Source organism: Saccharopolyspora antiqui (genome assembly GCF_052246905.1).
In the GTDB taxonomy this organism is placed as follows: domain Bacteria; phylum Actinomycetota; class Actinomycetes; order Mycobacteriales; family Pseudonocardiaceae; genus Saccharopolyspora.
Window position 1 is genome coordinate 69421 of sequence record NZ_JBQQBO010000012.1, and the last position, 21888, is coordinate 91308.

Below are 21888 nucleotides of genomic sequence, written 5' to 3' on the forward strand. Positions count from 1 at the left end.
CGCCGCAACCACCGACCGAATCGAGCTCAGGCGGGGGCGCGGCCGATCGCGTGCAGGCGGGTCGCGATGTCGCGCAGCGGTGGGCGCAGTGCCGCCGCTCGTTCCAGCTCGACCATCGCGTTCGCCGCTCTGGGGTTGTTGTCCAGCGCCGATCCGGGCACCAGATCGCTGAGCACCGCTTGGCCCTGGATGAGCTCCACGGTCAATCCGGCCGCCGTCAGGAGCTGTCGCAGACCATCGGTGTCGAACCGCCGCTGCAACGTGTCCGAGGACTCGTCGAGCCGCCCGTCCTCGGCCTGGATCAGTTGCAGCGCCTCGGCAACCCGACCGGCCAACGCCCAGCCGAGCACGGCCGCGTATCGGTTGGCGACCAGCACCGACACCGCACCGCCTGGTTTGGTGGCGGCCACCAGCGCCGAGACCGCGGTGTCGACGTCGTCGACGACCTCCAGCAAGCCGTGCGCGAGCACCAGATCGGCGCCGCCTGCCGGGCTGATCGCCGACAGCGCGTCGGTATCGCCCTGCAACGGGGTGATCTTCTCGGCCACCCCGGCCTCGACGGCCCGGCGCTGGAGCATGGCCAGCGCGTTGGGGCTCGGATCGACGACCGTCACCGAACAGCCCGCCTTGGCCAACGGCACTGCCCACACCCCGCTGCCGCCACCGACGTCGAGCACCCGCGGCGAGCGCCCACCGCCGCGCCGCCGGGCTTCGACGAGTTCGGTTTCCAGCACCTGGTAGACGGCGTCGGATCTCATGGTTAGCAGCGTAATGCGGGCAGGTGGACGGGTTTCACCGGCGTGCGGACAACATTCCGAAGAGCCTCCGAAGCGGCGCCGCCTGACCCACCCCTCGCGACCGCACGGCTGCGGGTTCTCCGACGCTGCCGACTGCGTTCTCCGCGAGGCCTGCCCCGACGTACACATGGTGTCGGGGATCGGCGTAGTCGAGACCGCGTCTGAGTGCCCGTCTTCGAAGTGGCCGGGCCGGGCCGACCACCTCGGGTGGGGTGGTCGATTTCGCGCGAAATCGCCAGGTTCCGCCACCGCACCGCCACGCAGAACGAGTCCGGGGACAGGCTCTGAAGTTCCGTCATCCACACGGCTACGCGAGTCAAGTTTCAGGGAGAAGTTCTGGGACGGCTGTCGGTTCCGTAGGCTACGTCCGTGCAGACGGTGGCAGTGCTGAGTCTCAAGGGTGGCGTGGGCAAAACGACCGTGGTGCTCGGCCTCGCCTCGGCCGCGATGCGCCGAGGAGTTCGGACGCTGGTCGTCGACCTCGACCCGCAGTGCAACGCGACGGCGTGCCTGGAGCCGGAGAGGACCACCAAGGGCCTCAGCGACGTACTCGCCGATCCGAGCCCGGAGGTGCTGCGGGCGGCGGTGACCGGCAGTTCCTGGGGTGCCGAGGTCGATGTCCTGGTGGGTTCCGAAGACGCCGAGAGCCACAACGGCCACCACCCCGACGACAAGCACCTGTCCCGGCTCACCGAGGCGCTGTCCGAATTGGACGGCCTGGTCGCCGAGGGCCAACTGCCGTACCAGCTGGTGCTGCTGGACTGCCCGCCGTCCCTGGGGCGGTTGACCCGCTCGGCGTTGGTCGCCGCCGACCGCGCCCTGCTGGTCACCGAGCCGACGATCTTCGCGGTCTCCGGCGTGCAGCGGGCGTTCGAAGCCGTGCAGGCCGAGCGGCAGTCGAACAACCCTGGCCTGCAACCGCTCGGCGTGATCGTCAACCGGGTGCGGCCGCGCTCCCACGAGCACCAGTTCCGGATCGAGGAGCTGCGGGAGATCTTCGGCCCGCTGGTGATGCCGGTCGCGCTGCCCGACCGGCTGGCCGTGCAGCAGGCGCAGGGCGCGTGCATGCCGATCCACCAGTGGGGCACGCCGGGTGCGCGGGAGGTCGCGCTCGCGTTCAACCTGGTGCTGGCCCGCACCCTGCGCGCTGGTCGGCCGCGCCGCCAGGAGCAGGACGAAGACGAGCTGTTGGAAGAGGCCGAATGAGCACTGCGGCGTTCGCCACCTTCGTCCTCGTGGCCGTGATCGGCGTGCTGACGCCCGGCCTGGACACCATGTTGATCCTGCGGCACTCCCTGCTCGGCGGACGCCGCGCCGGGGTGGCGACGTACCTCGGCATCAACCTCGGCTGCGTGGTCTGGGGCACGGCGAGCGTCGCGGGCTTGACCGCGCTGCTGACCGCCTCCCAGCTGGCCTACGACATCGTGCGGGTGGCGGGCGCGGTCTACCTGCTCTGGCTGGGCGGCTCGGCGCTGTGGAAGTCGTTGCCCCGCAACAGGGTTCAGCACGACTCGGAGCTTCCGGGCACATCTGTCGGGTTGACCGGCCCGGCGGCGTTGCGGGCCGGGCTGGCCACGAACCTGCTCAACCCCAAGGTGGGTGTGTTCTACATCAGCCTGCTGCCCCAGTTCCTGCCGACCGGCCCGGCGGCGTTCGTCTGGGGGCCGCTGCTGGTGGCGGCGCACATTTCGATCGGCCTGCTGTGGTCGACTGCGCTGGTGTGGGTCGCCGGTCGCGCTCGCGCGCTGTTGCAGCGGCAGCGGGTGCGCGCCTGGCTGGACCGGCTCACCGCGACGGTGCTGGTCGGTTTGGGGCTCAAGTTGGCGGTCGAGGGGCGGTGAATCGGCCCTGCCCGAAGGCGACACCGTCTTCCTAACCTGCCACCGGCTGCACGAGGCGCTGGCCGGGCAGGTCCTGACCCGCGGCGAGCTGCGCCACCCCCGGCTGTCCACGATGGACCTCGCCGGTCGTGGGGTGCGCGAGGTGCGGCCGGTCGGCAAGCACCTGTTGATCCGCTTCGACGACGACCACACCCTGCACAGCCACCTGCGGATGGACGGCGCCTGGCACCTCTACTCCCCCGGCGCTCGATGGCGGCGGCCCGCGCACCAGGTCCGGGCCCTGCTGAGCACCTCCGAACGCGTCGCGGTCGGGTTCAACCTGCACGATCTGCGCTGGTTGCCGACCTCGGCGGAGTCTCGGCTGATCGGCCACCTGGGGCCGGACCTGCTCGATCCGGACTGGGACGACGCGCACGCGGCCGAGGCGATCCGACGGCTGACCGCCGATCCCGGCCGGGAACTCGGTCGCGCCCTGCTGGACCAGACGGTCGTGGCCGGGGTCGGGAACCTCTACAAGGCGGAAGTGTGCTTCCTGCTGGGCCGCTCGCCGTGGACGCCGGTCGCGGAGGTCGACGCGGCCCGCGCGGTGCGGCTGTGCCGGGAGCTCCTGCTGCGCAACGCCTGGCATCCCGAGCAGTCCACGACCAACAGCCTGCGGCGCGGCAGCCAGCACTGGGTCTACGGCCGACGCACCTGCCTGCGCTGCGGTGGCCCGGTCCGCCGCGGCTCCCAAGGCGATGGCGTCGAAGCCCGCGTCAGCTACCACTGCCCCCGCTGCCAGCCCTGATGCGGGCGCGATTTCACGAGAAATTGACCAACACCGGCGTGATCGTGTCTTTCTCGCGAAATCGTGCGACGTCTGACCTTTCGATCACGCGATCAGTACCTCGGGCGGACAGCAAGACAACACAAGTGTCCACAATGGATGGTTTGGTGGGTTTCGGGGTCAACGGTCGCGGGCGTTGTTGCGGGCATCGGCGATGCGGCGCAGCAGCGGGTAGACCAGCACGATGCCGACCGAGCCCCACACCATGCCGGTGACCCGGAGCTCACCGACCTGCACCGTCAGATCACCGACTCCGGCGATCACCGCCGTGCCCAGCACCACCAGGTTCACCGGATCGGCCAGGTTCACCCGGGCATCCAGCCAGATCCGCGCGCCGACAAGCGCGAGCAACCCGAACAGCACCAGCGTCGCACCGCCGAGCACCCCGAGCGGAATGGTGTTGATCAGCGCCCCGAGCTTCGGCGAGAACGAGAGCACGATCGCGGCCAACGCGGCGACCAGGCACGCGGCCGTCGAATAGACCCGGGTCGCCGCCATGACCCCGATGTTCGCCGCGTAGCTGCTCAACGCCGAGCCACCCGCCGAGCCGGACAACGTGGTCGCCAGCCCACCGCCGATCAGCGCGTCCCCGACGTGAGGATCGAGGTCGCGGCCGCTCATCGCGGCGACCGCCTTCAGATGTGCGACGTGCTCCGCCACCAGCACCACCACCAGCGGCAGCACGAACGGCATCACCGAGATGTGCACCTGCGGGGTGATCAGCTGGGGCAGCCCGAACCAGGGCGCGGCGGCCAACTCGTCGACCCGTTCCTGCACCAGATCGCCCGCCAACGCGGAATATCCCCAGCCGACCAACACCCCGACCAGGACGGCGGCCCGTCCGGCCATGCCCCGGCTGATGACGGTGAGCAGCACGACCGTGCCCAACGTCAGCGCCGCGGGCACCCGCTGCTGGTCGAACGAGGAGACCGACTGCGGCGCGAGGCTCAGACCGATCATCAGCACGATCGCCCCGGTCACCACGGGCGGCATCGCCGACTCCAGCAGCCGCACGCCCAGCGCTTTGACCGCGACGCCGACGGCGATCACCACCAGGCCGACCACCATGACGCCGCCGAGCAGCGCGGACGGACTCGCACCGGCCTCGTCCGCCGCCGCGCCCAGCGGCACCACGAAGGCCACCGACGCACCCAGGTAGCTGGGCACCCGATTGCGGGTGAGCAGCAGGAACAGCAGGGTGCCGAGGCCGGACAGCAGCAGGGTGGTCGTCACCGGGAAGCCGGTCAGCAGCGGCACGAGAGTCGTGGTGCCGAACATCGCCAGCAGGTGCTGCAATCCGAAACCGATGGTCAGCGGCCAGCTCAGCCGTTCCTCGGAGGCCACGACGGCATCGCCCACCAGGCGTCGACCGTTGCCGTGCACGGTCCACAACGCCACATCGTCCTCCCCCGAGCCGCTCGGTCAGGTGAATCTCCTGCCACGGCATGTGATGACTGGGGGAAGATTACTATTTCGCATCACACAATCAAGCCAAACCGCCGCTGATCCAGCGAAACGTTGACTACCAGCAGTGATGACGGCGCGGCGTGTCGCGTCAGGCCGGATCGGATCGGTGCTGCCGCTCCGGCGGTTCCGGCGTCGGCCCATCCGCGCCGGACAACTCCCGCAGCCCAGCCGCGAGCCCGGCCAGCCGATCCGTCGCATCCTGCAGCAGGTGCTTCTGCTCCGGCGCGCCGCTGGCGGCCACCGCCCGCCCCGCCGCGGCCACCAACCCGCCGTACCCTTCGACACCTTCGTCCAGCTCCGCCCGCAGGCGCTGCACATCGGCCCGCAGCTCGGACCGCTCCGCCGCTGGCGCGTGCCGGGTCGCCGCCTCCACCGCGAGCAGCCGCTGCGCGACCCGCCGCAGCTCGTCGGCGGCGTTGTCCGCGGTACCGCGAGCATCGGCTGCGGCGCTGCCCGCGCCCGCCGAGGTCAGCTGCGACAACGAACCGTGCAGGCTCTGCTCCGCGTCCCGCAGCCACTGCATCGGCTCCCGCGCAGCCGACCCCTGCGGGGGCAGCGCCACGGGCTCCGGTAGTGGTTCGGGCAGCGGCGTCCGCTTCAGCCGCCGGTACTTCAGCCCCGCGCCGACCGCGCCAACCCCGCTGATCACGGCGAGCCCGCCGAGTCCGAAGGTCGTCGTGTCCTGGACCAACCACCCCAGCTCACCCAGCGCGTTCCAAGCCGCGGTTGTGGACGCGGAGACGACCGAACCGGCGCCGAACACCCCGGCGGTAACCGCACTGCCGGTGGCTGTTCGCTTGGCGCGCTTGCGCTGCCGGAGCAGCCGGGACCGCGGATCACGCCAGGTGGCGAACTTGCGGCGCACCTCGTTGAGGACGGGGCCGCGCAACTGCTCCAAGGCGGCCTCGCCCAGCTGCTGCGCCAGCTCGTGCTTGCGGGGCTTCACACCGCGCTCGCTCAGGCTTGACCGGCTTGCGGGTTCTGCTGCTGCTGGGGCTTGGTGGCCGGTTCAGCGGTCTCCGAACCACTGGTGACCTGCTGCTGCCCTCCGCCGGTCACCTGCGACTGGCTGGTGCCCATCGAGGCGCGCAGCTGAGCGAGCCGACTGGCACCGGCCGCGTCGACGGACGCCTGCTGCACTTCGAGCATCCGGCCCTGCACGCTGTTCTGCGCCAACTCCGCCTCGCCCAGCGCGGTGGTGTAGCGGCGCTCGATCTTGTCCCGGACCTCTTCCAACGTGGGCGTGTTGCCAGGTGCGGCGATCTCGGTCATCTGCCGCATCGACGCGGAGACCTGCTCCTGCATCTTGGCCTGCTCCAGCTGGCTGAGCAGCTTGGTGCGCTCGGCGATCTTCTGCTGCAGGATCTGGGCGTTGCGCTCCACCGCCTGCTTGGCCTGCTCGGCCGCCCCCAGCGACTGGTCGTGCAGCGTCTTTAGGTCCTCGACACCCTGCTCCGCGGTGACCAGTTGGCTGGCGAGCTGGGTGGCGGTCTCCTCGTACCGCTGGGCGGTGGCCTCATCACCGCCCGCGCGGGCCTGATCGGCCATCACCAGCGCCTGCTTCGCCGAAGCCTGCAACTTCTCGACCTCGCCGAGCTGCCGGTTCAGCTTCATCTCCAGCTGCCGCTGGTTGCCGATCACCGAAGCGGCCTGCTGGGAGAGTGACTGGTGCTGCCGCTGGGCTTCCTCGATGGCCTGCTGGATCTGCACCTTCGGGTCGGCGTGCTCGTCGACCTTCGACGAGAACGACGCCATCAGGTACTTCCAGGCCTTAACGAACGGATTGGCCATCTCCTCCGCCTGCCTTCTTCTGCTGCTCGGCTGCCCCGTGCAGGCACCGCCGCACCCGGCGTGCCCGCTGGTTCCATCGTGTCAGGTAGTCGTGTCGGCTTCCACCAAACACGGTAGATCTCCAGGATTTACCCGGAGTCACCACCCGAGATCGAACCAGCAACGCCCGCCCCACCCGACACCGGGGCCCGGAAATCCGGAAACCGAACAGCGGACCCAGAGCCGCCGGGTGGGAACACCACTGGAGCTGAGAAGGCACAAAAGTTGGCAGCACCTGCGCGTGAGTGGAAATCCCGGTTCGGAACAACCACTCACGCGCACACCCACGGCACCCACGAACAAGGCTTGCGGACGAAGAGACCGGCTTCGCGTCCGTAGCCGTCAGGCAGCGACCACCACGCCGCCGGGCTTGCGCACCGGCGGGCTGATGCGCTGGCTGAGCATCGGCTGCAGCCGCTCCGCGCAGGCGCGCGGCTCGGCGTCCGCGCCTGCTTCGGCGGTGGCCATCTGCTGCTGGGCCAGGTCGGTTTCGGACAGCTCGGTGCCGATCAGGCTGGGCACCAGGTGACCGCCGTCGATCTCCGACGCCGTCGACTGCTCGACCACCGACGGCACCACCAGGGTCCCGTCGAGGTCACCGGCCACGGTCACCAGCAGTTCCGGCAGCGGTAGGTCCAGGGCGTCGCAGATCGAGGCGAGCAGCTCGCTGGACGCCTCCTTCCGGCCCCGTTCCACCTCGGAGAGATATCCGAGGCTCACCCGGGCAGCGCGCGAAACGTCCCGCAAGGTCCGAGACTGTGCGGTCCGGGCGCGGCGCAGCCGTTCACCGACCGCCTCCCGCAACAATACGGTCATCGCGCGCCTCCCTTCCTTCGTCGCCTACCGCGTGCACTACGCGTGAACGCCCCCTACGTTACTCATCCGAAGGCCGGAACGAGAACGATCGCCGTCAAGTCCGCCCAGGGCGAACGTCCGATGATCAATCGGCCCAGCCGGGCGCCGCGCGCCCTTCACCCAGCGCACAACGCCCGCACGCATCAACGCAGCAGGTCGGCGAAGTGTTCCAGCGCCACCCGAACGGCCGCAGCCCGCACCTCGTGCCGATTCCCGTCCAGCCGCACCGAGCGCACCGTCGTGCCACCGGGACCGGCGAACCCGAGGTGCACCGTGCCCGGCGCCACCCCATCCTGCGGGTCCGGTCCGGCGACTCCGGTGAGCCCGATCCCCCAGTCCGCCGCGCAGCGCTGGCGCGCGCCTTCGGCGAGCATCTCCGCGACCCTCGGGTGCACGGCTCCGTGGGTGTTCAGCAGTTCGCGATCGACCCCGGCCAGCTCCGCCTTCAGGTCGGTCGCGTAGACGATCAGCCCGCCGCGGACGACGTCGCTGGAACCGGGCACATCGGTCAGCACCGCGGCAACCAGTCCGGCGGTCAGCGATTCCGCGGTCGCCACCGTTTCGCCGCGCCGCCGCAGCACGTCGAGCAGCGCCGCCACCCGGGACAACGGCAGTCCGACCTGTTCGACGATCACGCGTTCGCCTTCGCCCGTCCGGCGGCGCGCAGCCGCACGGCGCGCACCACGTAGTCGAGCCCGGTGCCGACGGTGGCGATCAGCGCCGCCCCCGTCACCACCCAGCGCGGCAGATCGGCCCAGCCGCCCAACGGCAGCAGGTACAGCCCGATCGCGATGGCCTGCAACAACGTCTTGATCTTGCCGCCGTGGCTGGCCGGGATCACGCCGTGCCGGATCACCCAGAAGCGCAGCAGCGTGACGGCCACTTCGCGGCCGATGATCACCCAGGTGACCCACCAGCCCAGATCGCCGAGCAGGCTCAGCCCGACCAGCGCGGCGCCGGTCAGCGCCTTGTCCGCGATCGGATCGGCGACCTTGCCGAAGTCGGTGACCAGGCCGCGCTTGCGGGCCAGGTCGCCGTCGATGCGGTCGGTGATCGAGGCGATCGCGAAAACCCCGGTGGCGATCCAGCGCCACAGCGTGTCGTGGCCGTCTGCCCAGAACAGCGCCACCAGGAACACCGGCACCAGCAACAACCGGGAAACGGTCAGGATGTTGGCGATGTTGACCAGCGGCACGGTCGCGGGCTCGGGCCGCTCCGCCGCGGAATCCGATGCCGCGCCATCGGCCGTCATGGTTGCTCCCCGGGCCTGTTCGGTGCGGGCGTGCCGTCGATCGGACGCACCACGAGGTCGACGCCTTCGCTGTCGACCACCTGGCAGCGCAGCACGTCGCCCACCCTGACCTCTCCAGGATCAACGACGAGGCATTCGCCGTCCACCTCCGGTCCCTGGTGGTCGGCCCGACCGGCGCACTCCTCGTCGTCGAGGCGCTCGACGAGCACCCGCACCTCGGTGCCGATGCGGTCCTCGGCGCGCTGCGCGATCAACTCGTCTGCCAGGTCGGAGAGCTTTTCGACCCGTTCGTCGATGGTGTCCGAGTCGATCTTGCCGTCGAAGGCGGCGGCCTCGGTGCCGTCTTCGTCGGAGTAGCCGAACACACCGATGGCGTCCAGCCGGGCGCGGGTGAGGAAGTCCTGCAGTTCGGCGAAGTCCTCCTCGGTCTCGCCGGGGAAGCCGACGATGACGTTGCTGCGGATACCCGCCTCCGGGGCCAGCTCGCGGATCTGCTCGATCAGCTCCAAGAAGGATTCGGTGGAACCGAACCGGCGCATCCGGCGCAGCACCGGCTCGCTGGAGTGCTGGAAGGAGAGGTCGAAGTAGGGCGCGACACCGGGCGTGGTGGCGATGGCCCGCACCAGGCCCGGCCGGGTCTCCGCAGGCTGTAGGTAGGACACCCGCACCCGGTCGACGCCCTCGACGGCGGCGAGCTTGGGCAGCAGCGTCTCCAGCGCCCGCGGGTCGGCCAGATCCTTGCCGTAGGAGGTGGAGTTCTCGCTGACCAGGAACAGTTCCTTGGCACCGTGCTCGGCCAGCCACGCGGCCTCGCCCAGCACCTCTTCGGGCGGGCGGGACAGGAAGGAGCCGCGGAACGACGGGATGGCGCAGAACGAGCAGCGCCGGTCGCAGCCGGAGGCCAGCTTCAGCGCGGCCACCGGCGAGTCGTCGAGTCGCCGGCGCGCCACCGCGCGGGCGGCCGGAACCCAGCCGTGGCCCGGCACCGCGACGTCCACCGCCGCGGCGGGCCGGGCGACCGGGGCGATCGGCAGCATCTTGCGCCGGTCCTGCGGCTGGTGCGGCTGGATGGCGCGGCCCGCGACCACGTCGTCGAGCCGGTCGGCGAGCTGCGCGTAGTGGTCGAAGCCGAGCACCGCGTCGGCCTCCGGCAGGTGCTCGGCGAGTTCGGCGCCGTAGCGCTCGGCCATGCAACCCACCGCGACGACCTTGGCGCCGGTGTCGGCGGCGGCGAGCAGCGTGTCAACGGAATCCTTCTTGGCGGATTCGACGAAACCGCAGGTGTTGACCACCACGACATCGGCCGAGTCGGCGTCGACGAGGTCCCAGCCGCGGCCGTGCAGGCTACCGGCGAGTTCTTCGGAATCGACCTCGTTGCGGGCGCAACCGAGCGTGACCATGGCGACTCGGCGGAGACTCTGCTCGGTTGACATGCGTCGAGCCTAACGTTCCAGTTCCCGGGCCCTGCGCACGAGCCCGCCGGGCCGAGTTCGTTGACCGTGGCCAAGATTACGGCCGGGCAGCCACCATTTCGATCACATGTTGGTTAGGCTTACCTAACGTGACAGATCTCGTGCAGGTACGCCCGGCCCGCGTCCGCGACGCTCGCGCGATCAAGGCGCTGATCGATCACTACGCGGGAAAGGTGGTGCTGGGCAAGGAACTCGTCACGCTGTACGAGGACATCCAGGAGTTCTGGGTCGCCGAGCAGGACAACCGGATCCTCGGCTGCGGCGCCCTGCACGTGCTCTGGGAAGACCTCGCCGAGATCCGCACCGTCGCGGTCGATCCGATCGCCAAGGGTCGCGGCATCGGCCACGCGCTCGTGGCGCGCCTGATCGCCACCGCGGCCGACCTTGGCCTGTCGCGGATCTTCGTGCTCACCTTCGAGACCGAGTTCTTCGGCCGCCACGGCTTCCGGCCGATCGCCGACACCCCGGTGCCGCCCGACGTCTACGCGGAGATCCGCCGCTCACCGGACGAAGGCGTGGCCCAGTTCCTCGACCTCGCCCACGTCAAGCCGAACACCCTCGGCAACACCCGCATGCTGCTGAGGCTGGGCGCCTGACCCGACGCGGTTATGCGCATGCCGCTATCGGATCGCGGCGCTACGATGACGTTATGCATGACTATACGTCATCCGAAATAATGATTCGGCGGGCGCGGATCGCCGATGTGCGGACGATCAAGTCCCTGGTCGACACCTACGCGGGCGAGGTGCTGCTGGCCAAGGAACTCGTCACGCTCTTCGAGGACATCCAGGAGTTCTGGGTCGCCGAACTGGCCGAACCGAACCACCCCGGCCGCGTCGTCGGCTGCGGCGCCCTGCACGTGCTCTGGGAAGACCTCGCCGAAATCCGCACGGTGGCAGTGGACCCGACGGTCAAGGGCCGCGGCGTCGGCCACCGCCTGGTGCACCAACTGATCGACCTGGCTCGCGAACTCGGCCTCTCCCGGCTGTTCGTGCTGACCTTCGAAACCGAGTTCTTCGGCCGCCACGGCTTCCAAACGGTCAACGGAGCCCCGGTGGGCCCGGAGATCTACGAGGAAATGCGCCGCTCGGTCGACGCGGGCGTAGCCGAATTCCTAGACCTCGCCAACATCAAACCAAACACCCTCGGCAACACCCGAATGCTCCTCAACCTCAACTGATCGCGGCGCCGAACGCGTCTTCCCACCCCGTCTGGTGGGAATCGTTGTCCGCCGTTCTCGTGCTTGTCGCGCAACGGCCCCACGGGCACCACGGGTACCGGCTATAACACGGTGAGTGATCCGTTCGGATTCGAGGAGACTCGCCGTGGAACGTTCCCCTGCTCGTCGTGGGTTCTTCGTCACCGCCGCCGCCACCGGGGCGCTGTTGCTCACCGCCGGCATCGCGCACGCCGACCTCAGTCAAGGTGAGCTGCGGTCCGTCACTGACCAGTACCTCTTCGAGCTCTCCCTCGACTCGTTCACCGAGACCCGCGGCGAGCAGCCCTACGCCGACCAGCTCGACTGGTCCTCCGACGGCTGTTCGATGTCGCCGGACGAGCCGCTGGGCTACGAGTTCCGCACCAGCTGCGACCGGCACGACTTCGGTTACCGCAACTACAAGAAGCAGGAGCGGTTCACCGAGGCCAACCGCGAGGAGATCGACGACAACTTCCGCGACGACATGTACTCCGTGTGCGGGAGCGACCTGGGCTGCAAGGGCACCGCGAACATCTACTACTACGCGGTGCGGGAGTTCGGCGGCGCCAGCATCTCGACTTCGGACGCCCTGGACTCGGCGCAGATCGAGCCGATCCACGCCGACGACGGCTCGCTGCTGTCCTATCGCGCGGTCAACGCCCGAGGTGAAGTCGTGGAGTTCGGCGCCAAGGGCTGAGCACCGGCGGCGCGGGGTGCGCCCGACCCGGGCGCACCCCGCGATCCCGCTTGCCGAACCCAGTGTTCGGAAAATCTCAGCGGCCGGGGCGGGGATCCATGGGTTGGACGTCGTGGCTGGTGGCCGTGGTCGACGGGTCGATCGGTCCGGTGGCGTAGTACGCCTCGCACGGCCCACCGATGTACTTCTCGAAGTCGGTGGTGACGTGGATGACCGACTGCCCGTCCAGCGTCGGCAGCAGCGTCGGGCTGAAGTTGCGGCACACGCTGCCCTGGTTGTAGCTGATCTGCACCGGGGACGGGATCTCCCGCCAGCCCTCGGCCAGGTTGGACGGGTCGTCGTTGACCATCAGCGTGCGCCCGTTGCCCGGCGCCCAACCGCCGTTGTCACCCGCCAGCATCTGGTACGCCAGCAGCAGTCGGCCGTTCGGACCCGGTCCCGGCGCCCAGGCGATCGTCGGAGTGCCCAGCGGCTGCCCGCCGGTATCCGACAGGATCTCGGTTCCCAGGTCGTAGGGGTCGCCGAAATCCCAGCCGTCCGGCGAGGTGCGCATCCACACCGTGCAAATGTGCACCGGGTCGTAGTTGCAGAGCTCGTAAACCATCACATACGTGCCGTCCGGCAACTTCCGGACTCCGGACATTCCGGGGCGCACCGTGAACTCGTCGTTCTTCAGCGTTTCCCGCAGGTCGGTCCAATTGCGGCCGTCCGAGGAACGGACCTGCACCATCTTCTGGTCGTGCTGCGGGTCGCCATCATCGGAATAGAACGCGACCAGCTCGCCCTGCGCGGAAACGGTGAATTCCGGCTCCCACACACCGGGTCCGACCGGCGCCTGCACGATCGTGGACAGGAAGCTCCAGGTGCGCCCCTGGTCGTCGCTGCGCCACACCCGGATGCTGCTGTGCCGCTGCTCCGGGTCCGCGCCGACCCCGGCTGTCCCGGCCCACAGCAGGGTGCCCGCTGGCATGTCACCGATCTGCTGCGGCAGTTCGTACAGCGTCGAGCAGCACATGCCCTTCTCGTCCGCGCCCTCCGGATCGCGGATTTCGCTGATCGGCTGGAATGTTGCGCCGTCATCGCGGCTTTCGTAGATCACCGCGAATCCGGCTCGGTCCACATAGGTCGTCATGCTGGCCAGCACCCGGCCGTTGGCCGCACCGGAATGCTGCAACCGCACCAGGCGCGGATAGCTGCTGCCGCCGATGCGCATCAGCTCACCTTGGTCCACATCGGACGGAGTGGGATCCGGTCCGGATACCGGGACACCCGAGGCGAACTGCTGGAATCCCACCAGTAACAGCACGGACAACAGGACCAGCAACCAAGCGTGAATTTTCCGGACGACCATGCGATAGCCCTTCGAAATCGCGGCGGACAAATGCCTCCAGCGGGCGGGAGAATATCGCACAAAACAGGCGGGTCGACCCGCCTCAACAATTCCATTCAGCGCAATTGAGAGGACGCAAACGGAGTAATGCGAACGCAGCGAAAACCTATTGGGGAAATGCTGGTGAAAATGCGGAAAACAGTAACGTCCCCGCATCCTTCAGCGGATGCGGGGACGCCCACGTTCACTCCCCGTCCGGCGGCGGACCACCCCGGATCGAGTACAGCGTGCCCTCCAGCTCGTCCGGCTTGACCAGCACGTCGCGGGCCTTCGAGCCCTCCGATGGCCCGACCACGCCGCGCGACTCCAGCAGGTCCATCAGCCGACCGGCCTTGGCGAACCCGACCCGCAACTTGCGCTGCAACATCGAGGTGGACCCGAACTGGCTGGTCACCACGAGTTCGGTGGCTTGCAGCAGGACGTCGAGGTCGTCGCCGATGTCGGAGTCGACTTCCTTCTTCTCCCCGGCCTTGGCCGCCGTGACGCCGTCGGTGTACTCCGGGTCGGCCTGGCCCTTGCTGAACGTGACGATGCGCTGGATCTCGTCGTCGCCGACGAACGAGCCCTGCACCCGCACCGGTCGGGACGCGCCCATCGGCAGGTACAGCGCATCGCCCATGCCGATCAGCTTCTCCGCCCCCGGCTGGTCCAGGATGACCCGCGAGTCGGTCAGCGACGAGGTGGCGAACGCCAGCCGGGACGGCACGTTGGTCTTGATCAGACCGGTCACCACGTCCACCGACGGGCGCTGGGTGGCCAGCACCAGGTGAATACCGGCGGCCCGAGCCTTCTGGGTGATCCGCACGATGGCGTCCTCGACGTCGCGCGGCGCGGTCATCATCAGGTCCGCGAGCTCGTCGACGATGGCCAGGATGTACGGGTACGGCCGGTACTCGCGCTCGCTGCCCAGCGGGGTGGTGATCTCGCCGGAGTTGACCTTCCGGTTGAAGTCGTCGATGTGGCGCACCCGGTTGGCCTGCATGTCCTGGTAGCGCTGCTCCATCTCCTCCACCAGCCAGGCCAGCGCGGCGGCGGCCTTCTTCGGCTGCGTGATGATGGGCGTGATCAGGTGCGGGATGCCCTCGTACGGGGTCAGTTCCACCATTTTCGGGTCGATCAGGATCATCCTGACCTCCTGCGGGGTGGCCCGCGCCAGCAGCGACACCAGCATCGAGTTGACGAAGCTGGACTTACCGGACCCGGTCGAACCGGCCACCAGCAGGTGCGGCATCTTCGCCAGGTTGGCGGTGACCATGTGGCCTTCGATGTCCTTGCCCAGGCCCATCACCAGCGGGTGGGTGTCCTTGGTCGCCTCGGTGGAGCGCAGCACGTCGCCGAGCCGCACCATCTCGCGGTCGCTGTTGGGCACCTCGATGCCGACCGCGGACTTGCCGGGAATCGGCGCCAGCAGCCGGACGTTGTCGGTCGCCGCGGCGTAGGCGATGTTCTTGGTCAGCGCGGTGATCTTCTCGACCTTCACGCCCGGGCCGAGCTCCACCTCGTAGCGGGTCACCGTCGGACCGCGGGTGAAACCGGTGACCTGGGCGTCGATGTTGAACTGCTCCAACACCGCGGTGATCGCCTCGATCATGGCGTCGTTGGCGCGGCTGCGGCTCTTCGGCGGGTCGCCGTCGGTGAGCACGTCCAGCGGCGGCAGCTGGTAGTCGCCCTCGACGCTGCGGCTGATCCGCGGTTTCTCGCTGCTCTTCTTCGGCTTCTCCGCGGCGACCGGATTGGCGGGCACCGCGGCCGCCTTCGGCCGCGAGGGCGGCTGCTCGGGCGCGTCGTCCAACGAGAGCTGCCGGTCCTCGTCGGCCATCGCCGCTTGGCGGCGTCGGGACGGGCGGCGGAGCTTGACCGCGGCCGGATCCGCCTCGATCTCCGCGGGCTCCGGCGTCGGCTCCGCGTCCTCGCGCCCGAGACCGCGCAGTCGCGCACCCACCTCGCGCACCGGTGTGCCGGTGAGCACCAGCAGGCCGAACAGCCCGATCAACACCAGCACCGGGACGGCGACCCAACCGGTGAGGCCGTGCGCCAGCGGCCCGCCAGCGACGAATCCGAGAGCGCCGCCCGCGTTCGGCCACTCCTCCGGGTCCAACGGGGAACCCAACAGGATGTGCAGAACGCCAAGCGAGGTGAGGATCACCAGCAGCGCCCCGATCACCATCCGGGGCCGCGCCTCAGCACTGGTCTCGGTGCGCATCAGCAGCACGGCAACGCCCAGCAGCACCACCGGCAGCACCCAGGCGGCCATGCCGATGACCGAGCGCAGCGTCAAGTCGAACCAGTGCCCGACGGGACCACCGGCCCGCCACCAGACACCGGCGGCGGCGATCACAGCGGTCGCGAGGAAGATCAGCGCCAACCCGTCGCGCCGGTGCGCGGGGTCGAGATCTTTGGTCTTGCCGATCGCTCGGACGAGACCGCCGATCCCGCGAGCAAGGCCCCCACCGCCGCTGGAACGCGTCTTCGCCGATCGCTTCGGCCCTGGTCTGCGGGGCGCGTGAGTCGATCCGGGGCGCGGCTTGGCGCTCCCGGTGGTCTTGCGAGTGGTGCTCGACTTGCCCGATCCACCACTCCTGGCAGCGGAGCCGCTACTCTTGGTCGCGCTTTTGCCGCGCGTCGAGCCGCGTCCCCCATTCGATGTCCGGCTCGCCATGCCCCACACGGTATCCTCACCCGCCTCTCCCGTCACACCAGCCACGGGAGATCGCTGGTCAGACGTTATTTGGGGCGATCCGCTCCAGCCGGGCCAGCATGCGTGAGATCCTCGAACATCATGGTTGCTCTTCCATCCGGTCCGCACGAGCCGACACGCCGGAATGATCGCGAGAACCTGTTCCGGGACGCGCCGTTGTTCTGGCGCGCGCTGATGCGGGTGGACCGGGCGATCGTCGGGCTCACCGGACGGCTGGAAGTCACCGGCGACGTGCCCGATGCGCTGCGCGGCAAGCCGCTGCTGCTGGCGGCCAACCACATCGGCAACATCGATGCGCTGGTGCTGATCGCGGCGTGCCGGACGAGGCGGCTAGCGCCGCGCTTCCTCGCCACCGGCGGCCTGTTCGACACGCCCGTGCTGGGCAGGATGCTCCGCAGCTGCCGACACGTCCGCGTCGACCGGGGCAAGACCACCGCTGGCGAGGCGTTGGGGCGCGTGGTGGCGGCGCTGACCAGCGATCCCCACCCGGTGCTGATGTACCCGGAAGGCCGCATCACGCTCGAACCCGACATGTGGCCGGAACATGGCAAGACCGGCGTGGCCCGGATGGCGTTGGCATCCGGCGCCACGGTGGTGCCGATCAGCCAGTGGGGCGCCCACGAGGCGATGTGCTACGGCATGGTCCGGGTTGAGAGCGCCCACGACGTGTGGATCCTGTTGGCCTCGTGGCTGCGGGCACTGGTGCGCCGCCCGAAGCTGAAAGTCCACTTCGGAGCGGCGCTGGAGCTCGGCGACCTGTCCGCTGATCGGGTCGGCGACGCCGCCCGCGCCCGCGACCGCATCATGCGCGCCATCACGGCAGGCCTGGTCCCGCTGCGCGCGGACGAACCCGGCGCACCGAAGCACCACGACCCGACCCGACCCGCCACCGACAAACCGAGCCCCTGGCGCCCCTGACCGAAAATCGAAGAACGCAGGCGCGCGCGGATTGGGCTGGGCAGTTCGTTCGCGATCTTGAAATACGTACCCGTGAACACCGGTCCTCTCGGATCGAGATCTGCCGGTAGAAGTGGGGTGCGGCCGGTCAGCGCACTGGGAGGGGGAGAGTGCGCCGACCGGCCGCGCGGTTCAATGCCGCGTCGGGGGCAGCAGCGGCATCGAACCGGGTCTTCATGGCTCGCCGCGAACCTGCTGCTCCTCGCGCAGAACCCCGTTGCAGTCCTGGCAGGTCGGCGCGGTGCACCAGTCCAGCTCGCTCGGCTTCGCCATCGCCACGTCCGTGCCGCACACCGTCGTGTCGGTGGACTGGCTTTCCCAACGACGGCCGCGAAAGGCGTGCCGGACGAACGCGCCGGTATCCGGATTCGGAGTCGGCAGCCAGTAATGGCGCGGCGTCTCGCCCAACTCGGTCACCGCAGTCCGCGGCCTTGCTGGCGGTGAATCTCGCGCGTCGTCCGCCGAGCCCGACTTCGTGCCTGCCACGACTGCACGGCCGGAAGATCCCGCACGACCACCACCCACGGCAACACCGCCGCAAACACCATGAGCAGCAACAACATGGTGGGTTGCAGCCCGGCATGTGAATCCATCGCTACACTCCGCTCTCCATTCAAGGGCTCTCTGATCAATTCCGCAGGCGCTCACGTGATCGCTTCCGTTGATCAGCTTAAACTTGCGATCGCAGATTAAGGAATTGCCGAATCGGGTGATGTTCTTGTGGCCACAGGATGCGGAACACTCGCGAGTGGCGGAGACCCAACCGGAGGCGATCGATGGCAACACCCACCGTGCGACGGCTTCAACTCGGCAACGAACTGCGCCACGTACGCCAGAAAGCAGGCCGGGAACAGTCCGAAGCAGCAGCCGCGCTGGACTGCGGCATCGGCAAGATCAGCCGCTTGGAACTCGGCCAAGGTGGCATCAGCAAAGGAGATTTGAAACTCCTGCTGGAGTTCTACGGCGTCGACCCGAACGAGATGCAGTGGATGTTCGAGCTCGCGCGGACCCGCAGCAGTCGAGGTCGTTGGGGCGGCTATCGTTCCGTCTTCCCCGAGTGGTTCCGGATGTACGTCGACCTGGAGACCGACGCTGACGACATCCGCCAGGTCCAAGGCGAGATCATCCCAGGAATTCTGCAAACCGAGGCGTACATCCGTGCCATGGACACGGCATCGGCACGTCGCGAAAGCGAGGACATCGATTCCAACGTCGCCGCTCGTCAGGAACGGCAGACGATCCTCACCCAGGCCAAACCCGCCACAGCGTCGTTCATCCTCTCCGAGTCGTGCCTGCGTCGGCAGGTCGGCACGGTCTGGGTCATGCGGGAGCAGCTGGATCGCCTGTCAGAGGTGGCGTTGCAGCAGAACGCCAACCTCCAGGTACTGCCGTTCGACGTGGAGACTCCTGGCGGTGGGATCTCGTTCGACTTCACGATGCTGCGCATCCCGTCCAACGGCATCGCGGCCGATTTGGAGTTCGTCTACGTCGAATGCCTCGATGACGCCCGTTACCTGGACGACAAGGACGCGGTGGCGACCTACGCCAGGCTGTGGAACCAACTTCAGGCAGCTGCGCTCTCCCCTAAGGAGTCGCTGAAGGTCATACGATCGGTGCGCAAGCAGTACTCGGAGTGAACGCGAGGTCGCACCATGATCGAACGACGTGTCCTGGCGGATGCGGCGTGGTTCAAGAGCAGCTACAGCGCTACGCAGAACGCCTGCGTCGAGGTGGCAATGGTCCCCGGCGTCGTCGGCGTACGCGACACCAAGGACCGCGACAGCGCCACGCTCATCTTCGCCAGCACCACCTGGACCACCTTCCTGACCCACATCAAGAGGAGCTGAAGTCTCGGTGAGGGGCACCCGTGACCCAGTTACTTGGTCACGGGTGCCCCTCACCCCTCACCCGACCGGTTTGGGATCCGCACAACCTGAGATCCAACGGGGCATCCGGGTCCGGTCTGCGCCGCAGCCGCTGCTTCGCAACAGAAGCGAAACGTGTTCGGCAGGAGCAATTCTCGCCAAGACCTCGATTCCATCGGGACCAATCCCCTTAACTGTCCGCACTGATCGCCACCCGAGGCGAACACAATTGGATAGACGGGACAATCGTGAGAAAAACAGTCTCCGTCGGACTGACGGTCGGCCTCCTGGTCGGCCTGTCACCGGTCGCCAGTGCCGCGGCCACCGAGCCAGCGTCGACCCAATCGAGCCCGTACGCAGGCCAAGACCTGCGGAAAGCCGGGGCGGAACACGGGACGCCGACCGTCCCGGCACTGGTCAACCCGGACGAATCCGGAGTCGTGCTGTCGCCGCTGGGCACGTACATGCCCATGTGGTCGCCGTTCGGTCCGTACATGCCGATGTGAACGGCTGATCCGACCGGTTCCGAAAACCGCGGGTACGGCATGCAAAGGGCCGATCTCCCGAGGGAGACCGGCCCTGCCACGCGGCCACCAGCAAACCCCATCCGCTGGCGGCCCGCGTAACGCGAAGGTAAGCGGAATGCGCTCGGTAGGAGCAATTTTCGCCAATGGCTCGGTCTCGGGCGGGCGAATCCCGTTAACTGTCCACACTGATCGTCGCTGACAGCGAACACAATTGGACAGACGGGGACAATCGTGAGAAAAGTAGTCACTGCCGGGCTGGCGGTCGGCCTCCTGGTCGGCCTGTCGCCGGTTGTCGGCGCCGCAACCGCCGACCCGGCACCGGAATTCGACCCAACGCCGATCCAATGGGGACAGTGCGCCGACGAGGACCTGCAGAAGGCCGGGGCGGAATGCGCGATGCTGACCGTTCCGATGGATTACGCGGACCCGGCGGGTGAGCAGATCTCGCTGGCGGTCTCCCGGATCAAGCACACCGTGCCCGAAGACCAGTACCAGGGTGTGATGCTGGTCAATCCGGGCGGACCCGGCGGATCCGGGCTGGCCCTGTCGACGCTGGGCGCGGCGGTGCCCAAGAACGCCGGTGCCGCCTACGACTGGATCGGCTTCGACCCGCGCGGGGTGGGCGCCAGCCAACCCGCGATCTCCTGCGACCCGAACTACTTCTCCTACGACCGCCCGCACTACGTGCCGACCACCACGGATCTGGAGCAGATCTGGCTGGACCGGTCCGAGGGTTACGCCAAGGCGTGCGGGAACACCGGCAAGCTGCTGGAACACATCAAGACCACGGATGTCGTCGAAGACGTGGACAGCATCCGGAAGGCGCTGGGCGCCGAGCAGATCAACTACTACGGCTTCTCCTACGGCACCTACCTCGGCCAGGTCTACGCCACGCTGCACCCCGAGCGGATGCGCCGGGTCGTGCTGGACGGCGTGGTGAACGCGAACGACGTCTGGTACCAGGCCAACCTGAACCAGGACCTGGCGTTCGACCGCAACATCAAGATCTTCTTCGACTGGATCGCCAAGTACGACTCCACCTACCACCTGGGCACCACCGGCGCCGACGTGGAAAAGCTGTACTACGAACAGCTCGCGAAACTGGACCAGCAGCCAGCGGGCGGTGTGATCGGCTCCGACGAGTGGACCGATCTGTTCCTCACCGCGGGCTACGCCCAGTCGGTTTGGGACCAGCGCGCCAAGGCCTTCTCCGGCTGGGTGCACAACGGCGACTGGCAGACGCTGCAGACGATCTACGACGGAACCAACACCCCGGGCGACGACAACAACTTCTCCGTCTACCTCTCGGTGCAGTGCACCGACGTCCAGTGGCCGAAGAGCTGGGCGAGGTGGAGCAAGGACAACTGGGCCGTCCACGGACAGGCGCCGTTCGAGACCTGGGCCAACGCCTGGTACAACGCGCCGTGCCTGTTCTGGCCCGCGAAGCCGGGCAAGCCGGTCGACATCGACGGCAGCAAAGTCGGCGGTGCGCTGCTGATCAGCGAAGAGCTGGACGCCGCGACTCCGTTCCCCGGCGCCATCGAGGCGCGCAAGCGCTTCCCGGGCGCCAGCCTGATCAGCCTGCCCGGCGGCACCACGCACTCGGGATCGCTGAGCGGCGACACCTGCCTGGACGACCAGATCGCCGACTACCTGACCACCGGCAAGCTGCCCGCCCGGCAGCCCGGCGACGGCCCGGACACCACGTGCGAGCCGCTGCCGCAGCCGGTTCCGGAAACCGTGGCGGCGGCAAGCACCCGACCGCAGCAGCCAGCCGCTCTGCAGAGGGCACTGCAGGCCAACTGGCACTGACCCGCGAACAGCAAGGTGCCGGTCTCCCGAGGGAGACCGGCACTTTTGTGCAGTCGACGAGATCTTCGTGCGTCAGTCGTCGAAGATCGGCGCGTTGACGCAGTGGCTGAGCTGCGGCGATGCGATCGGCACCACGACTGCCAGCACGCCGATGTTGTTGCCGCACAACTGGACCGGCAACACGCTGACGTTGTTGTCGTTCAGCAGGTTGATCCCGTCGTTGTCCCAACTGTCGGCGAACGCGGGGGAGCCGATCGCCATCATGGCTGCCGCTGCAGCGGCAGCGCCGAAGAGTCGAGCAGAAGTACGCACCTGAGACCCCAATCTCCCGTGTAGGTGGTTCCTCCGATCCGGGAGTCCCCATGTCGGAGTGGTGCTCTCCGAACCGGCGTTTTCACCATGAC

Annotated in this window: 23 protein-coding genes; 11 read left to right on the forward strand and 12 right to left on the reverse strand. The window is 68.5% G+C overall.

Annotation, left to right across the window (positions count from 1 at the left end; genetic code table 11):
• Positions 1-26 precede the first annotated feature (26 nt).
• Entirely contained in the window at positions 27-758 is a 732-nt protein-coding gene (locus tag ACTWQN_RS19830; RefSeq protein ID WP_443204995.1) for a class I SAM-dependent methyltransferase, read from the reverse strand.
• Positions 759-1166: 408 nt separating this feature from the next.
• On the opposite strand from ACTWQN_RS19830, the gene ACTWQN_RS19835 reads away from it, so the two are divergent.
• From ACTWQN_RS19835 to ACTWQN_RS19845, 3 genes are read left to right on the forward strand one after another with little or no spacing between them, the layout of a single operon-like run.
• Entirely contained in the window at positions 1167-2003 is an 837-nt protein-coding gene (locus ACTWQN_RS19835; RefSeq protein ID WP_443204996.1) for a ParA family protein, read from the forward strand.
• Positions 2000-2638 carry a LysE family translocator gene (locus ACTWQN_RS19840; RefSeq protein WP_443204997.1) on the forward strand — a complete coding sequence of 213 codons (639 nt, stop codon included), beginning with the start codon at positions 2000-2002 and terminating at the stop codon, positions 2636-2638. The genes ACTWQN_RS19835 and ACTWQN_RS19840 overlap by 4 nt, the downstream gene beginning before the upstream one ends.
• Before the next feature lie 7 nt (positions 2639-2645).
• Complete coding sequence (locus ACTWQN_RS19845) at positions 2646-3425, forward strand: DNA-formamidopyrimidine glycosylase family protein (protein ID WP_443205148.1); 780 nt, start codon at positions 2646-2648, stop codon at positions 3423-3425.
• A gap of 159 nt (positions 3426-3584) precedes the next feature.
• Here ACTWQN_RS19845 and ACTWQN_RS19850 read toward each other — a convergent pair whose 3' ends face one another.
• From ACTWQN_RS19850 to rimO, 7 genes are all read right to left on the reverse strand, one after another.
• Positions 3585-4862, reverse strand: coding sequence for a uracil-xanthine permease family protein (locus tag ACTWQN_RS19850; protein ID WP_443204998.1), 1278 nt, complete (start codon positions 4860-4862; stop codon positions 3585-3587).
• 157 nt (positions 4863-5019) lie between these two features.
• Entirely contained in the window at positions 5020-5877 is an 858-nt protein-coding gene (gene pspM / locus ACTWQN_RS19855; RefSeq protein ID WP_443204999.1) for a phage shock envelope stress response protein PspM, read from the reverse strand.
• An 11-nt stretch (positions 5878-5888) separates the two neighbouring features.
• A complete protein-coding gene (locus tag ACTWQN_RS19860) occupies positions 5889-6722 on the reverse strand; it encodes a PspA/IM30 family protein (protein ID WP_443205000.1) in 834 nt (277 codons plus the stop codon).
• A 381-nt stretch (positions 6723-7103) separates the two neighbouring features.
• Positions 7104-7577, reverse strand: a complete 474-nt coding sequence (locus ACTWQN_RS19865; protein ID WP_443205001.1) for a helix-turn-helix domain-containing protein — start codon at positions 7575-7577, stop codon at positions 7104-7106.
• 182 nt (positions 7578-7759) lie between these two features.
• On the reverse strand, positions 7760-8251 hold the full coding sequence (locus ACTWQN_RS19870) for a CinA family protein (protein WP_443205002.1): 492 nt from the start codon (positions 8249-8251) through the stop codon (positions 7760-7762).
• On the reverse strand, positions 8248-8868 hold the full coding sequence (pgsA, locus tag ACTWQN_RS19875) for a CDP-diacylglycerol--glycerol-3-phosphate 3-phosphatidyltransferase (protein WP_443205003.1): 621 nt from the start codon (positions 8866-8868) through the stop codon (positions 8248-8250). The genes ACTWQN_RS19870 and pgsA overlap by 4 nt, the downstream gene beginning before the upstream one ends.
• Entirely contained in the window at positions 8865-10301 is a 1437-nt protein-coding gene (gene rimO / locus ACTWQN_RS19880) for a 30S ribosomal protein S12 methylthiotransferase RimO (RefSeq protein WP_443205004.1), read from the reverse strand. The genes pgsA and rimO overlap by 4 nt, the downstream gene beginning before the upstream one ends.
• Positions 10302-10429: 128 nt before the next feature.
• On the opposite strand from rimO, the gene ACTWQN_RS19885 reads away from it, so the two are divergent.
• The 3 genes from ACTWQN_RS19885 to ACTWQN_RS19895 all read left to right on the forward strand — a co-directional run bounded on the left by ACTWQN_RS19885 (position 10430) and on the right by ACTWQN_RS19895 (position 12235).
• A complete protein-coding gene (locus ACTWQN_RS19885; protein WP_443205005.1) occupies positions 10430-10936 on the forward strand; it encodes an amino-acid N-acetyltransferase in 507 nt (168 codons plus the stop codon).
• 80 nt (positions 10937-11016) lie between these two features.
• Positions 11017-11520 carry an amino-acid N-acetyltransferase gene (locus ACTWQN_RS19890; protein ID WP_443205149.1) on the forward strand — a complete coding sequence of 168 codons (504 nt, stop codon included), beginning with the start codon at positions 11017-11019 and terminating at the stop codon, positions 11518-11520.
• Between the two features lie 145 nt (positions 11521-11665).
• Positions 11666-12235: a phospholipase gene (locus ACTWQN_RS19895; protein WP_443205006.1), complete on the forward strand. Its 570-nt coding sequence runs from the start codon at positions 11666-11668 to the stop codon at positions 12233-12235.
• 76 nt (positions 12236-12311) lie between these two features.
• Here ACTWQN_RS19895 and ACTWQN_RS19900 read toward each other — a convergent pair whose 3' ends face one another.
• The gene (locus tag ACTWQN_RS19900; RefSeq protein WP_443205150.1) at positions 12312-13541 is read right to left on the reverse strand and encodes a sialidase family protein; all 1230 of its coding nucleotides are present in this window, start codon (positions 13539-13541) and stop codon (positions 12312-12314) included.
• 268 nt (positions 13542-13809) lie between these two features.
• On the reverse strand, positions 13810-16284 hold the full coding sequence (locus ACTWQN_RS19905) for an FtsK/SpoIIIE family DNA translocase (protein WP_443205007.1): 2475 nt from the start codon (positions 16282-16284) through the stop codon (positions 13810-13812).
• Positions 16285-16497: 213 nt separating this feature from the next.
• On the opposite strand from ACTWQN_RS19905, the gene ACTWQN_RS19910 reads away from it, so the two are divergent.
• A complete protein-coding gene (locus tag ACTWQN_RS19910; RefSeq protein WP_443205151.1) occupies positions 16498-17241 on the forward strand; it encodes a lysophospholipid acyltransferase family protein in 744 nt (247 codons plus the stop codon).
• A gap of 213 nt (positions 17242-17454) precedes the next feature.
• Here the strand turns inward: ACTWQN_RS19910 and ACTWQN_RS19915 are convergent, their stop codons facing one another.
• The gene (locus ACTWQN_RS19915; RefSeq protein ID WP_443205008.1) at positions 17455-17697 is read right to left on the reverse strand and encodes a hypothetical protein; all 243 of its coding nucleotides are present in this window, start codon (positions 17695-17697) and stop codon (positions 17455-17457) included.
• A 359-nt stretch (positions 17698-18056) separates the two neighbouring features.
• On the opposite strand from ACTWQN_RS19915, the gene ACTWQN_RS19920 reads away from it, so the two are divergent.
• The 4 genes from ACTWQN_RS19920 (at position 18057) to ACTWQN_RS19935 (ending at position 21484) form a co-directional block, all read left to right on the forward strand.
• The gene (locus ACTWQN_RS19920) at positions 18057-18917 is read left to right on the forward strand and encodes a helix-turn-helix domain-containing protein (protein WP_443205009.1); all 861 of its coding nucleotides are present in this window, start codon (positions 18057-18059) and stop codon (positions 18915-18917) included.
• 15 nt (positions 18918-18932) lie between these two features.
• Positions 18933-19127, forward strand: coding sequence for a DUF397 domain-containing protein (locus ACTWQN_RS19925; protein ID WP_443205010.1), 195 nt, complete (start codon positions 18933-18935; stop codon positions 19125-19127).
• Between the two features lie 266 nt (positions 19128-19393).
• Positions 19394-19651 carry a hypothetical protein gene (locus ACTWQN_RS19930; protein ID WP_443205011.1) on the forward strand — a complete coding sequence of 86 codons (258 nt, stop codon included), beginning with the start codon at positions 19394-19396 and terminating at the stop codon, positions 19649-19651.
• A gap of 252 nt (positions 19652-19903) precedes the next feature.
• Positions 19904-21484 carry an alpha/beta hydrolase gene (locus ACTWQN_RS19935; RefSeq protein WP_443205012.1) on the forward strand — a complete coding sequence of 527 codons (1581 nt, stop codon included), beginning with the start codon at positions 19904-19906 and terminating at the stop codon, positions 21482-21484.
• A 72-nt stretch (positions 21485-21556) separates the two neighbouring features.
• Here ACTWQN_RS19935 and ACTWQN_RS19940 read toward each other — a convergent pair whose 3' ends face one another.
• Positions 21557-21796 (reverse strand): hypothetical protein, encoded by a 240-nt coding sequence (locus ACTWQN_RS19940; protein WP_443205013.1) that lies wholly within the window; start codon positions 21794-21796, stop codon positions 21557-21559.
• Between the last annotated feature and the right edge of the window lie 92 nt (positions 21797-21888).